Genomic DNA, 13,844 nt, shown 5'->3' with positions numbered 1-13,844 from the left:
GGCGGCTGGCTGTGCCGGTCCAGGGTGCAAACCGCCCCCTGACGGCATAGGTGCCTATTTCAGAACGGCACATGAAATTTGGTTCGTTGTTTCCTGCCGCCCAACCCTCATGAAATATGTGGGCTAACCGGTGTGAAACATGGTCAGTGGTGTTTAACAGTAGCCGAATTATAGAGTGGGGCGTCCCCCCTAGCAAGCGGGACGCCCCTCTTTTTTCCTTGTCCGTCGCGCCCTTGACCGGGGGTTTCTACCAGCCCCAGGTCAGGTAGCGGTGCATGCTGTTGGCCGCGGTGCGCCCGGCCCCGGCGGCCTTGATCACCGTGGCCGCGCCGGTGACGATGTCGCCGCCGGCCCAGACCTTGGCCTTCTTGGTCTTGCCGTCGTCATCGGCCTCGATGTAGCCCCACTTGTTCACCTCCAGCCCCGGCGTGGTGCGGGTGATGAGCGGGTTGGCCCCGGAGCCGATGGCGATGATGGCCAGGTCGCAGTCGATGGTTTTCACCGAGCCGGGAATGGGCTCGGGCCGCCGGCGGCCGCTCTCGTCGGGCTCGCCGAGCTGCATCTCCTGGAGCTCCACCGCCTTGAGCCGGTCGTCCTCGTCGCCAATGAAGCGCAGCGGCGAGTGCAGCAGGAAGAACTGGATGCCCTCGTCCTTGGCGTGGTGGATCTCCTCGCCGCGGGCGGGCAGCTCCTCCTCGGAGCGGCGGTACACGCATTTCACGTCGTCGCAGCCCATGCGCATGGCGGTGCGCAGGCTGTCCATGGCCACGTTGCCTCCGCCGAACACGCACACGTGGTCGCCCTTGATCAGCGGGGTGTCGTACTCGGGGAAGAGGTAGCCCTTCATCAGGTTGGCCCGGGTGAGGTACTCGTTGGCGCTGTAGACCCCGATGAGGTTTTCGCCGGGCACCCCCACGAAGCGGGGCAGGCCCGCGCCCACGCCCAGGTACACCGCGTCAAAGCCCTCTTCGGTGAGCAGCTCGTCCACGGTGATGGTGGAGCCCACCACCACGTTGCACTCGACTTTAACGCCCAGGCGCTCCAGGAAGTTGACCTCCGAGGCCACGATCTCCTTGGGCAGCCGGAACTGGGGAATGCCGTAGACCAGCACGCCGCCGGGCTTGTGGAAGGCCTCGTAGACCGTGACCTCGTGGCCCTTGCGGATCAGGTCGCCGGCCACTGTGAGGCTGCCGGGGCCCGATCCCACCACGGCCACCTTCTTGCCGGTCTTGGGGGCCACCGGAGGCAGGGGCAGGTCCTTTTCGGACCGGGCCCAGTCCGCGGCGAAGCGCTCCAGGTTGCCGATGGCCACGGGCTTGTCCTTCTTGCCCACGATGCAGTTGCCTTCGCACTGGTTCTCCTGGGGGCACACCCGGCCGCAGACCGCGGGCAGGGAGTTGTCCTCCCAGAGCTGGAACACCGCTTTGGCGAAGTTGCCCTCGGCGATGTGGTGGATGAAGGCTGGGATGTTTACGTTCACCGGGCAGCCCTGCACGCAAGCAGGCTTCTTGCACTGCAAGCAACGGCTGGCCTCGATCTGGGCCATCTCGGCCTGGTAGCCCAGGGGCACCTCCTCGAAGTTGCGGCGGCGAACCTCGGGCTTCTGCTCGGGCATGGGAGTGCGGGGAGTCTTTTCCTTTTTATCGGCCATGATGCTTCTCCCCCCTTAACCCTGCTTGCCGCAGGAGCATTTCTTTTCATAGAGGCCCATGGCCTCCTTCTCCTGAGGCATGTAGGCGGTCAGGCGCTTGGAAAGCCCCTCGAAATCCACCTTGTGGCCGTCGAACTCCGGGCCGTCCACGCAGGCGAACTTGGTCTCGCCGCCCACCTGCACCCGGCAACAGCCGCACATGCCCGTGCCGTCCACCATGATGGCGTTCAGGCTGACCATGCTGGGCACCCCGAACTCCTCGGTGACCTTGCAACAGAACTTCATCATGGGCACCGGCCCGATGCACACCGCCTCCTTGACCTCGGAGCCCAGCTTGGTCAGCTGCTCGCGCAAGACGTCGGTCACAAAGCCGTGGTGGCCGTAGGAGCCGTCGTCGGTGCAGACGTAAAGCTCGTCCGTGGCCTTGGTCATCTTGTCTTCCATGATGAGCAAGTCCTTGGTGCGCGCCCCGATGATGCCGATGACCTTGTTGCCCGCCTCATGGAAGCCCCGGGTGATGGGGTGCAGCACGGCCACGCCGGTGCCGCCGCCCACGCAGATGATGGTGCCCTTTTTCTCGATGGGCGTCGGGGTGCCCAGGGGCCCGGCGATGTCCATGATGGAGTCCATCACCGCCAGGCTCTTGAGCAGAGCGGTGGTCTTGCCCACCACCTGGTAGATGATGGTGATGGTGCCCCGCCGGGGGTCGGTGTCGGCCATGGTGAGCGGAATGCGCTCGCCGGTCTCGTTGACCCTGAGGATGACGAACTGGCCGGGCTGGGCCTTGGCCGCGATGCGGGGAGCCTCGATCTCGTTTTCGACCACAGTGCCCTGGGCCAGCTCCCGCTTGGAAAGGATCTTGTACATGTCTCTCCCCGTGGACAGGAAACACCCATGGATGATAGAGGTATGCTGAACAGGGCTGCGGGGTGCTTCGAATGTTGATTTTGAGGCCCGAACTGGGGGCCGGACCTCCCCCTCACAGGGGTAGCATTATCACCCCCAAGGGCCCGCGTCAAATAATCTCCTGCTGCTTGCCGGGGTCTGTGGTTCAACTTGGGGGTTGGGAGCAGTTTGTGATGCAATTCTCTTGACCTTGAATCCCAAACGTGCTATTTGCCCAAGATAACTGGTGATCTCCTTAGCTTACGGGGTCGTCGCCAGATAGCTGAAATAAGAGCACCGGAGAGAAGTCGTAAACTTATATGGTCTGGTTTGGCTGCCGGGAGGCACCCGGGGGCAGGGCCGGATCGTTGACATTGCTGCGTTATGCTTTCAAGGAGGAGTTGATATGCCCAAGCTGCCAGATCCCAGAGAAAATCCTGATTACGTAATCGCTGAGGCAGCCGAAGAGTACATGAAGCCCATCAAGGATATCGCCAGCGAGCTGGGGATAACCGAGGAGGAACTGCTCCTGCATGGTCACTACGTGGCCAAGGTGGACTTCAAAAAGCTGCTCGATAGGCTCAAAGATCGCCCCGACGGCAAGTACATTGACGTCACCGCCATCACCCCCACCCCCCTGGGAGAGGGCAAGTCCACCTCCTCCATGGGTCTGGTCGAGGGCCTGGGCCAGCGCAAGGTCAACGTGACCGCGGCCATCCGTCAGCCCTCCGGCGGCCCCACCATGAACATCAAGGGTTCCGCGGCCGGCGGCGGCTTGGCCCAGTGCATCCCCTTGACCCCGTTCTCCCTGGGCCTCACCGGCGACATCAACGCCATCATGAACAGCCACAACCTGGCCATGGTCGCGCTGAACAGCCGTATGCAGCACGAGCGCAACTACACCGACGAGCAGCTCATGCGCCTGTCCAACATGGAGCGCCTGGACATCGACCCCACTAACGTGGAAATGGGCTGGATCATCGACTTCTGCTGCCAGGGCCTGCGCAATATCGTCATGGGCCTGGGCGGCCGCACCGACGGCTTCACCATGCAGTCCAAGTTCGGCATCGCGGTTTCCTCCGAGGTTATGGCCATTCTGGCCGTGGCCAAGGACCTGGCCGACATGCGCGAGCGCATGGGCAAGATCGTGGTGGCCTACAACAAGCAGGGCGTGCCCATCACCACCAAGGATCTGCAGGTCGACGGCGCCATGACCGCCTGGATGGTCGAGGCCCTGAACCCCAACCTGTTGCAGTCCCTGGAAGGCCAGCCGGTGTTCGTGCACGCCGGTCCCTTCGCCAACATCGCCATCGGCCAGTCCTCCATCATCGCCGACCGCGTGGCCCTGAAGCTGGGCGACTACCACGTGACCGAGTCGGGCTTCGGCGCGGACATCGGCTTTGAGAAGTTCTGGAACCTGAAGTGCCGCTTCAGCGGCCTGAAGCCCAACTGCGCGGTGGTCGTGGCCACCATCCGGGCCCTGAAGTGCCACGGCGGCGCTCCCATCCCGGTGCCCGGCAAGCCCATGCCCGAAGAGTACAAGGGCGAGAACGTCGAGTGGGTCGAGAAGGGCTGCGAGAACTTGGTCCACCACATCAACACCGTGCGCAAGGCCGGCATCAACCCGGTGGTGTGCATCAACGCCTTCTACACCGACACCGACGCCGAGATCGCCAAGGTGCGTGAGATGGGCGAGGCGGCCGGCGCCCGCGTGGCCCTGTCGCGTCACTGGGAGCACGGCGGCGAAGGCGCTCTGGAGTTCGCGGACGCGGTCATCGACGCGTGCAACGAGCCCAACGAGTTCAAGCTGCTCTACGAGCTGGAGACTCCGCTGCGCGAGCGCATCAGCCTCATCGCCAAGGAGGTCTACGGTGCCGACGGCGTGGACTACTCCGACGCCGCCCTGGCCAAGGCCAAGAAGATCGAGGCCGACGCCGAGCTGTCCAAGCTGGGCACCTGCATGGTCAAGACCCACCTGTCGCTGTCGGACAACCCGGCCCTCAAGGGCGTGCCCAAGGACTGGCGCCTGTTCGTGCGCGACATTCTCACCTACGGCGGCGCCGGCTTCGTGGTGCCCGTGGCGGGCAACATCAGCCTGATGCCCGGCACCGGCTCCAACCCGGCCTACCGCCGCGTGGACGTCGACGTCGAGACCGGCAAGGTCAAGGGCGTGTTCTAGACCAAACGCTCCAAGTAAGACCCTCAAGAGCCCGGGCCATTGCGGCCCGGGCTCTTTTTGTGCTCATTTTCCCAGCTCGGGGGGCTTTTCTGGCGGGGCGGACGCGATGCTATAATGGCAACAATGCCCATCGGGGTTAGCGACAACCAACAATTTAGATGGGTTAAGTAGGCTAAATTCGAAGGACAATCTAATCTTGCCACAGACTCCTATTTTGTCTATAGTGCCCATCGAATATATTTGGTATCTTTCCGAGGTAAATAATTATGATTTTCACAAGGTGGCAAGGTCCCTGACCAGGTGATCGGCCGCTGAATCCGCCTGGCGCGGGGCCAGGCGGAGAACCGTTTGCAAGGGACGATATCTATGGCGCAAAGCAGCAAGGTCGGAGCGGTAATGGTGGTCGGCGCCGGCATCGCCGGGGTGCAGGCTTCTTTGGACTTGGCCAACGCCGGATACTACGTGTACCTGGTTGAAAAGACCACGGCCATCGGCGGAAGGATGGCCCAGCTTGACAAGACCTTCCCCACCAATGACTGCGCCATGTGCATCATCTCCCCCAAGTTGGTGGAGTGCGGGCGCCATCTGAACATCGAAATCATCACCCAGGCCGAGGTGCAATCCATCTCCGGCGAGGCGGGCGACTTCTCGGTGGAGGTGCATCAGGAGCCCCGCTACGTGGACATGGACGCCTGCACCGCCTGCGGCGACTGCATCGAGGCCTGCCCGGTCTCGGTGCCCAACGAGTTCGACCAGGGGCTGAGTGAGCGCAAGGCGACCTTCAAGCGCTATGCCCAGGCCTTCCCCAACGCCTATTCCATCACCAAGATGGACCGCGCCCCTTGTCTGGTGGCCTGCCCGGCCAACCTCAACGTGCAGGGCTACGTGCAGATGGCCAAGACCGGCAACTTCGCCGAGAGCTTGAACATCATCATGAAGGACCTGCCCCTGCCGGGCACCATCGGCCGCATCTGCCCCCATCCCTGCGAGGAGTCCTGCCGCCGCATGGACGTGGACGAGGCCATCGCCATCCGCGACATCAAGCGCTTCGTGGCCGACGAGGTGGGCATCACCAACATCGCCCAGCCCGAGTGCGAGCCGCGCTCGGAGAAGGTGGCCATCGTGGGTGCCGGCCCGGCCGGGTTGTCCTGCGCCTACCATCTGGCCCGCGCGGGCGTTAAGTCGGTGATCTACGAGGCCCTGCCCGTGGCCGGCGGCGCGCTGGCCGTGGGCGTGCCCTCCTACCGCCTGCCCATGGAGACCTTGCAGGCCGAGGTGGACATGATCAAGGGCATGGGCGTGGAGATCAAGCTCAACAGCCCCATTGGCACGGACACCACCTTCCAGAACCTGCGCGACGACTACGACGCGGTGTTCCTGGGCGTGGGCGCTCCGGCCAGCTTCAAGCTGGGCGCGCCCGGCGAGGACAGCGAGCAGGTGGTGGCCGCCCTGGACTACCTCCAGGACGTGAGCCTGGGCAACGAGACCGCTCAAGGCGACAAGGTCATCGTGGTGGGCGGCGGCAACGTGGCCGTGGACGCGGCCCGCACCGCCATCCGCCAGGGCGCCAGCGACGTGACCATGGTCATGCTGGAGTCCGAAGAGGAGTGCCCGGCCAGCCCTTGGGAGATCAGCGAGGCCACCGAAGAGGGCGTCAAGTTCGTGCACCGCCGCGGCGTGATGGAGGTCAAGGCCGAGGGCGGCAAGGCCGTGGGCCTGGTGCTCAAGAAGTGCACCCGGGTGTTCAACGAGGAGGGCCGCTTCGCCCCCGAGTTCGACGAGGGGCACACCACCCCCATGGACGCCGACCTGATTATCACCGCCATCGGCCAGCGCACCGACCTCTCCTGGCTGGGCGAGGACCACGGCCTGGAGCTGAGCCCGCGCGGCACCATCGCCGCCGACCCCACCACCAACGCCACCAACCTGGAAGGCGTGTACGCGGGCGGCGACGTGGTCACCGGCCCCTGGATCGCCATCGGCGCGGTGGCCGCCGGCCGCGAGGCGGCGCGCAGCATGTTGCGCCAGTTCGAAGGCCAGGACCTGGCCGAGGGCCGCGTGAAGCCCGAGCTCAGGCCCGAGGGCGAGCGCGAGTTCAACCCCATCCCCTTGGACATCGACCTGGCTCCCCGGGCGCACATGGAGATGCGCGGCGGCGAGGAGCGCAAGCACGATTACAAGGAGTTCGAGCTGGGCCTCAAGGCCGAGCAGGCCCAGTCCGAGGGCGACCGCTGCCTGAACTGCGGGGTGTGCTGCGAGTGCTTGCAGTGCGTGGAAGCCTGCAAGGCCAAGGCCCCGGCCCACGACCAGCAGCCCACCGAGATGACCCTCAACGTGGGCAGCGTGATCCTGGCGCCTGGGTTCGATCCCTTCGACCCCAACCTGTTCGACACCTACTCCTACGCCGGGCATCCCAACGTGGTCTCGGCCATGGAGTTCGAGCGCATCCTGAGCGCCTCGGGCCCCTACCAGGGCCACCTCCAGCGCCCCAGCGACGGGGTGGAGCCCAAGAAGATCGCCTGGCTCCAGTGCGTGGGCAGCCGCGACATCAACCACTGCGACAATGGCTATTGCTCGGCGGTGTGCTGCATGTACGCCATCAAGGAGGCGGTGATCGCCAAGGAGCACGCCTCCGAGGAGCTGGACGCCACCATCTTCTTCATGGACATGCGCACCTACGGCAAGGACTTCGAGAAGTACTACAACCGGGCCGAGGACGAGAAGGGGGTGCGCTTCATCCGCTCCCGGGTGCACACCGTGGACCCGGTGGAGGGCGACCGCCTGCGCATCGAGTACGTTACCGAGAACGGCGAGGCCATGGAGGAGGAGTTCGACATGGTGGTCCTCTCGGTGGGCCTCCAGACCGGACCCGAGGCCATCGAGACCGCCCATCGCCTGGGCATCGACCTCACCGGCTACAACTTCACCGAGACCTCATCCTTCGCCCCGGTGGGCACCAGCCGCGAGGGCATCTTCGCCTGCGGCGCCTTCGCGGGCCCCAAGGACATCCCCCAGGCGGTGATGGAAGCCAGCGCGGCGGCCTGCGTGGCCAGCCTGGACATCTCCGAGAGCCGGGGCACCCTGACCAAGGAGCTGACCTACCCCATCGAGAAGGACATCAGCGGGGAGCAGCCCAGGGTGGGCGTGTTCGTGTGCAACTGCGGCATCAACATCGGGGGCATCGTGGACGTGCCCGCGGTGCGCGAGTATGCCGCCACCTTGCCCTTCGTGGAGTTCGTGGACGACAACCTGTTCACCTGCTCGCAGGACACCCAGAACAAGATCAAGGACAAGATCGAGGAGAACAACCTCAACCGGGTGGTGGTGGCTTCCTGCAGCCCCCGCACCCACGAGCCCTTGTTCCAGGAGACGATCCGCGAGGCGGGCCTGAACAAGTACCTCTTCGAGATGGCCAACATCCGCGACCAGGACTCCTGGGTGCACCAGGGCGAGCCCGAGAAGGCCACCGCCAAGGCCAAGGACCTGGTGCGCATGGCCGTGGCCAAGGCCGCGCTCATCGAGCCGCTGCACCAGGTGGAGCTGCCGCTGAACAAGGCCGGCGTGGTGGTGGGCGGCGGTGTGGCCGGCATGGTGGCCGCGCTCAACCTGGGCAAGGCCGGCTATCCGGTGCATTTGGTGGAAAAGACCGGCGAGCTGGGCGGCAACGCCCGCTATTTGCTCAACTCCTGGAAGGGCGAAGACGTGGCGCCTTACCTGGAGGACCTGGTCAGCCTGGTCAATGAGAATAAGAACATCACCCTGCACCTCAATAGCGAACTCACCGGGTTCAAGGGCTTCGTGGGCAACTACGTGAGCACCATCACCGCCGAGGGCGGGGCCGAGACCAACGTGGAGCACGGGGTCATCGTGCTGGCTACCGGCGGCCATGAGTTAAGGCCCACCGAGTACCTCTACGGCGAGAGCGACGCGGTGCTCACCTCCCTGGAGCTGGACATGGAGCTCCGGGGCAACCCCGCCGCGCCCAAGGACTGGAGCTCGGTGGCCTTCATCCAGTGCGTGGGCTCCCGCGAGCCGGAGCGGCCCTACTGCTCCCGCCTGTGCTGCACCCACTCGGTGGAAAGCGCCATCAAGGTCAAGGAGGCCAACCCCGAGGCCCAGGTCTATATCCTCTACCGCGACATCCGCACCTACGGGGTGCGCGAGGACCTGTACAAGAAGGCTCGCGAGGCGGGGGTGCTCTTCTTCCGCTACAAGCTGGAGGACAAGCCCCAGGCCGCGGTGGGCCAGAGCGGCAAGATCGCCGTCACCGCCACGGACCACGTGCTGGGCGTGCCCATCAGCTTCGAGGTGGACCGCCTGGTGCTGGCCGCGGCCATCCTGCCCAACGAGGTGCACCAGCTGGCCGAGGCCATGAAGACCCCGCTGAACGCCGAGGGCTTCTTCCTGGAGGCCCACGCCAAGCTGCGGCCGGTGGACTTCGCCACCGAGGGCATCTACCAGGCGGGCCTGGCCCATTACCCCAAGCCCATCGACGAGGCCATCGCCCAGGCCAACGCGGCCGCCGGCCGGGCGCTAACCGTGTTGGCCAAGAACCTCATCCGCGTGGGCGGAGTGGTGGCCACGGTGGATCCCAACAAGTGCTCGGTGTGCCTGACCTGCGTGCGCACCTGCCCCTACGGGGTGCCCAAGATCGTGGACGGCGCGGCCAAGATAGAGGTGGCCCAGTGCTACGGCTGCGGCGCCTGCGCGGCGGAGTGCCCCGGCAAGGCCATCACCCTGCAACACTTCACCGACGCCCAGATCCTGGCCAAGGAAAGGGCGGCGATGGGTTAAGGTTCAGCGGGTTCCGGCCGCCCGCCGGAGCCCACCCCGGCCGCCCCAAGCGGAGGCCCCAAAGAGGAGGATGAAGTTGAGCGCAAGCTTCGAGCCCAAAATCGTAGCCTTCTGCTGCCAGTACTGAGCTTACTCGGCCGCGGACCTGGCAGGTTCGATGAGATTGCAGTACCCCACCAACGTGCGCGTCATCCAGCTGCCCTGCTCGGGGCGGGTGGACATCCTGCATCTGCTCAAGGCCTTTGAAGACGGCGCCGACGGCGTCTACGTGGCCGGTTGCATGGAAGGCGATTGCCACTTCCTCACCGGCAACTTCAAGGCCCGCCGCAAGGTGGAGTATGTCAAAAAGGTTCTGGGGGCTCTGGGTATTGAGCCCGAGCGGATCGAGATGTTCAACATGAGTTCGGCCGAGGGACCGCGCTTCGCCCAGGTGGCCAACGAGTTCACCGAGAGCATCGCGGAGCTGGGGCCCAGCCCGTTGAATACGGCCAAGGCGGCCTGACAGACCCCGCGGGTATGTTGACCAGGAAGGGAAGTCACGATGATCGTAGGTGACAGCAAGCCTCTGGAAGAGATTCTGGCCATGATCGAGGGCCGCGACAAGGTCCTGGTGTTGGGCTGCCGGGGGTGCGTGACCGTCTGCAATGTGGGCGGCGAAAAGGAGGTGGGCATTCTGGCCACCGCCTTGCGCATCGCCCGCAAGAAGAACGGCCAGCCTCCCACGGTGGAGGAAAAAACCCTGGAGCGCCAGTGCGACCCCGAGTACATCGAGGAGCTGGCCGAGGTGGCCGAGGATTACGACGCCATCGTCTCCATCGCCTGCGGGGTGGGGCCCCAGTTCATGGCCGAGCGCTATCCCAAGGTGCCGGTGTTCCCGGGCATCAACACCACTTTCATCGGCGGGGCCCTGGAACACGGGGTCTGGGCCGAGCGTTGCCAAAGCTGCGGCAACTGCCTGGTGCACAACTTCGGCGGCCTCTGCCCCATCGCCCGGTGCTCCAAGAGCCTGATGAACGGGCCCTGCGGCGGCTCGGCCAGCGGCAACTGCGAGATCAGCCCCGAGGTTCCCTGCGTGTGGGACCAGATCGTCAAGAAGATGGACGCCATGGGCCGGCTGGATGAGCTGGAGCAGGTGTGGCCCAACAAGAACTGGCTCACCGCGCGCGACGGCGGCCCGCGCAAGCGGGTCAGGGAGGATCTGAAGCAATGAAAGCCGGCAGCAATCTGGAGAAAGTTCTGTCCGCCGGGCATTTCGCGGTCACCGGCGAGCTTGGTCCGCCCATGGGCAACAACGCCGAGGAAGTGCGCCACAAGGCCGGCTACCTCAAGGGCATCGTGGAGTCGGTCAACATCACCGACAACCAGACCGCGGTGGTGCGCATGGCCTCCTGGGCCGCCTGCAAGATCCTCATCGACGAGGGCCTGGAGCCCAACTATCAGATGGTCTGCCGCGACCGCAACCGCCTGGCCCTGATGGCCGACATCCTGGGGGCCACCGCCCTGGGGATCAAGAACGTCCTGTGCCTGTCCGGCGACCATCAGCGCTTCGGCTCGCATCCGGAATCCAAGAACGTCTACGACCTGGACTCGGTGCAGCTTCTGGCCGCCTTCGCCAAGATGCGCGACGAGAAGAAATTCCTCAACGACAAGGACCTGGACGGCTCGCCCGAGATATTCATCGGGGCGGCCTCCAACCCCTTTGCCGATCCCTTCGAGTTCCGCGTGACCCGCCTGGCCAAGAAGGTGGCGGCCGGGGCCGACTTCGTGCAGACCCAGTGCATCTACAACATGGACAAGTTCCGCGAGTTCATGAAACGGGCCGTGGACAAGGGCCTGCACGAGAAGTGCTACATCCTGGCCGGCGTGACCCCCATGAAGTCGGTGGGTATGGCCAACTACATGGCCAAGTTCGTGCCGGGCATGGACGTGCCGGCCGACATCATCAAGCGGCTCAAGGGCGTGGACAAGAAAGACCAGGCCGCCGAGGGCATCAAGATGGCCATCGAGCAGATCGAGGAGTTCAAGGAAATGGAAGGCGTGGCCGGGGTGCACGTCATGGCTATCGAGTGGGAGCACCGCGCCAAGGAGATCATCGAAGGCGCGGGCCTGCTGCCCCGGCCGGTGGTGGACTAAGCCGCAAGCCGCATAGATAAAGCCTGTATGAGGAGGAGTCCTTCGGGGCTCCTCCTTTTTTTGTGGGGGCGGAGGAAAGAGAAAAAAGAGGAGAGAGAGAAGTCGGGAATAGGGGAGAGAGGAGAACAGAGAGAGCTTGTCATTGCGAGGAGCGGCCTTCTGGCCGCGACGCGGCAATCCCTGTTTGCAAGGGATGCCGTCGTGCTGCCGATGCCGTTTGATGCCAGCGCGGCCGCTCGCCCAACCTCTTGTCGCCTCGCCGGAGCTCGGCGACCCAGACAGCAAGCTGTCTGGGCCACCCAAAGATACTCATTCAACAACCGCCTTCGGCGGCGCCCCTCGCCATGACTGACTTTACTGGAATTTGGCCTAATTAATGCGGCCCTCTATCGATCCGGCTAACCGCCTAGAAGGCCACCAGCTTGATGGCGATGGCGATGAGTATCACCCCGCCCACCACGCCCATGCGGTGGCCCAGCTTGGCGCTCATGAGCCCGGCCAACTTCATGGCCCCCAGGGTCATCACCGCGGCCACCACTCCGATGATCACCGCCGCGCCCAGGACATTCTGCCCCACCATGCCCAGGGAGAGCCCCACGCCCAGGGCGTCGATGCTGGTGGCCAAGGAAAGCGCCACCAGGGACCAGCCCTTGGTGGGGTCCAGGCCCTCGGCCCGTTCCTCGGGGGGCCTAAGCGCCTCCCAGACCATGCGCCCGCCGATGAACAGAAGCACCGCCGCGGCCAGCCAGGGGGCGTAGCGCGCGGTGACCGTGGCCAGGCCCGCGCCCAAGGCCCAGCCGATGAGCGGCATGCCGAACTGGAACAGGCCGAAGTGGAACGACAGGCGGAAGAGCTGGCGAGGGGCGCCGAAGCGCCCCCCCAGGGCCAGCCCCACGGCAAAGGCGTCGCAGCCAAGGGCCACGGCCAGGGCCAGGGTCTCCCACAGAGTCATTACTCGTAGATCTTCTCCTCGTTTTCGCCGGCCGCCTCGGCGTCGGCCTCGAAATCGCGCGGCGCGGCCGCCTTGGCGTCGTGATAGGCGCGGTACCACTCGTGCCCGGCGATGAGGTTCATCACCTCGTTGGTGCCGGTCCAGATGGAGGCCAGGCGAAGGTCGCGCACGATGCGTTCCACCGGGAAGATGCTGGTGTAGCCGATGCCGCCCATTACCTGCATGGCGTGGTTGGCCGCCTTTTGGCAACTCTCGGTGACGAACTTCTTGGTCTGGCTAATCAGCCTGCGGGTGAGCGCGGTGTCGGTGCCCGCATCCACCGCTCGGGCGGTAGCATAGACCATGGCCCGCGCCGCGTCCAGCAAAGTGGCGGCCTCGGCCACCTGGAAGCTCACCCCTTGGAACTGGTTGATGGTCTGGCCAAAGGCCTTGCGCCGGGTGGTGTAGCCGGTGGCCACGTCCAGGGCGGGCTTGGCCGCGCCGATGGTCATGGCGGCGGTGCCCAGGCGCTCGGGAATCATCATGGTGTTGAACACCGCGTAGGCCCCGCCCGCCTTGCCCACGATGTTTTGCTTGGGCACCTTCACGTCCTTGAACACCAGGCGCCCGGCCCCGCCGCCCCGGCAGCCCATGAGCCCGTAGAGATAGGCCACGTCCACGCCCGGACCCCGGTCCACGATGAAGCAGGTGAGCGCCTTGCGCGGGTCCACCTTAGGGTTCGGGTCGGTGCGGGCGTAGACCAAAAAGTAGTCGGCCCCTTCCGCGCCCACGATGAAGCGCTTCTGGCCGTTGAGCACGTAGTGGTCGCCCTTGTCCTCGGCAATGGTGGTGGTGCCGAAGAAGTCCGAGCCGCCCCGGGGCTCGGTGAGGCACTCGGCCGCGAACATCTCGCCGGCCAACAGCGGCTTGACGTAGCGCTCCTTCTGCTCGTCGCTGCCGTGCAGGATGATGGCGTCGCAGACCAGCTCTGCCCCCACCCCGAACACGCAGGCGAAGATGTAGCCCAACACGCCCACCTCTTCCATGACCATGCAGGTGCTCACCCAGTCCAGGCCCCGGCCGCCCCACTGTTTGGGATAGCGGCAGCCCATGAGGTTGCGCTTGCCCGCCTCGGCCAGGAACTCCTTGGGAAAGGTGATCTCGTCGCGGTCCATGGCCAGGATCATCTCGCGGGGGACCCAGGACACCAGCTCACGCACCTCGTCGCGCAGCTTTATTTGCTCCTGGTTGAGCAAAAAGTCGAACATGGT

Annotated in this window: 9 protein-coding genes; 5 read left to right on the top strand and 4 right to left on the bottom strand. The window is 65.1% G+C overall.

Annotation, left to right across the window (positions count from 1 at the left end; all coding sequences use genetic code 11):
- Window positions 1-247: 247 nt before the first annotated feature.
- Both gltA and KQH53_08820 read right to left on the bottom strand, forming a co-directional pair.
- Window positions 248-1,651, bottom strand: a complete 1,404-nt coding sequence (gene gltA / locus KQH53_08825) for an NADPH-dependent glutamate synthase (protein ID MCB2226766.1) — start codon at window positions 1,649-1,651, stop codon at window positions 248-250.
- A 15-nt stretch (window positions 1,652-1,666) separates the two neighbouring features.
- Window positions 1,667-2,518: a sulfide/dihydroorotate dehydrogenase-like FAD/NAD-binding protein gene (locus KQH53_08820; protein ID MCB2226765.1), complete on the bottom strand. Its 852-nt coding sequence runs from the start codon at window positions 2,516-2,518 to the stop codon at window positions 1,667-1,669.
- Between the two features lie 424 nt (window positions 2,519-2,942).
- Here KQH53_08820 and KQH53_08815 point away from each other — a divergent pair, with 424 nt between their 5' ends.
- The 5 genes from KQH53_08815 to KQH53_08795 all read left to right on the top strand — a co-directional run bounded on the left by KQH53_08815 (window position 2,943) and on the right by KQH53_08795 (window position 11,642).
- Window positions 2,943-4,715 carry a formate--tetrahydrofolate ligase gene (locus tag KQH53_08815; protein MCB2226764.1) on the top strand — a complete coding sequence of 591 codons (1,773 nt, stop codon included), beginning with the start codon at window positions 2,943-2,945 and terminating at the stop codon, window positions 4,713-4,715.
- A gap of 360 nt (window positions 4,716-5,075) precedes the next feature.
- Complete coding sequence (locus KQH53_08810) at window positions 5,076-9,509, top strand: FAD-dependent oxidoreductase (protein ID MCB2226763.1); 4,434 nt, start codon at window positions 5,076-5,078, stop codon at window positions 9,507-9,509.
- A 76-nt stretch (window positions 9,510-9,585) separates the two neighbouring features.
- Complete coding sequence (locus tag KQH53_08805) at window positions 9,586-10,011, top strand: hydrogenase iron-sulfur subunit (GenBank protein ID MCB2226762.1); 426 nt, start codon at window positions 9,586-9,588, stop codon at window positions 10,009-10,011.
- Between the two features lie 39 nt (window positions 10,012-10,050).
- A complete protein-coding gene (locus tag KQH53_08800) occupies window positions 10,051-10,719 on the top strand; it encodes a methylenetetrahydrofolate reductase C-terminal domain-containing protein (GenBank protein ID MCB2226761.1) in 669 nt (222 codons plus the stop codon).
- On the top strand, window positions 10,716-11,642 hold the full coding sequence (locus KQH53_08795) for a methylenetetrahydrofolate reductase (GenBank protein MCB2226760.1): 927 nt from the start codon (window positions 10,716-10,718) through the stop codon (window positions 11,640-11,642). Before KQH53_08800 ends, KQH53_08795 begins: the two co-directional genes overlap by 4 nt.
- A gap of 406 nt (window positions 11,643-12,048) precedes the next feature.
- Here KQH53_08795 and KQH53_08790 read toward each other — a convergent pair whose 3' ends face one another.
- Together KQH53_08790 and KQH53_08785 are read right to left on the bottom strand one after the other, a co-directional pair.
- Window positions 12,049-12,594: a manganese efflux pump MntP family protein gene (locus KQH53_08790; protein MCB2226759.1), complete on the bottom strand. Its 546-nt coding sequence runs from the start codon at window positions 12,592-12,594 to the stop codon at window positions 12,049-12,051.
- Entirely contained in the window at window positions 12,594-13,841 is a 1,248-nt protein-coding gene (locus KQH53_08785; protein MCB2226758.1) for an acyl-CoA/acyl-ACP dehydrogenase, read from the bottom strand. The genes KQH53_08790 and KQH53_08785 overlap by 1 nt, the downstream gene beginning before the upstream one ends.
- Window positions 13,842-13,844: the final 3 nt, after the last annotated feature.

The organism is Desulfarculaceae bacterium (genome assembly GCA_020444545.1).
Taxonomy (GTDB): Bacteria; Desulfobacterota; Desulfarculia; order Desulfarculales; family Desulfarculaceae; genus Desulfoferula.
This window is presented reverse-complemented; position numbering and strand designations above follow the sequence as displayed.

Bases quoted from the DNA above. Each gene is read 5' to 3' on its own strand.
- KQH53_08820 (MCB2226765.1), bottom strand. From the start codon at position 2,518: ATGTACAAGATCCTTTCCAAGCGGGAGCTGGCCCAGGGCACTGTGGTC.
- KQH53_08795 (MCB2226760.1), top strand. From the start codon at position 10,716: ATGAAAGCCGGCAGCAATCTGGAGAAAGTTCTGTCCGCCGGGCATTTC.
- KQH53_08800 (MCB2226761.1), top strand. From the start codon at position 10,051: ATGATCGTAGGTGACAGCAAGCCTCTGGAAGAGATTCTGGCCATGATC.
- KQH53_08785 (MCB2226758.1), bottom strand. From the start codon at position 13,841: ATGTTCGACTTTTTGCTCAACCAGGAGCAAATAAAGCTGCGCGACGAG.
- KQH53_08790 (MCB2226759.1), bottom strand. From the start codon at position 12,594: ATGACTCTGTGGGAGACCCTGGCCCTGGCCGTGGCCCTTGGCTGCGAC.
- KQH53_08815 (MCB2226764.1), top strand. From the start codon at position 2,943: ATGCCCAAGCTGCCAGATCCCAGAGAAAATCCTGATTACGTAATCGCT.
- gltA (MCB2226766.1), bottom strand. From the start codon at position 1,651: ATGGCCGATAAAAAGGAAAAGACTCCCCGCACTCCCATGCCCGAGCAG.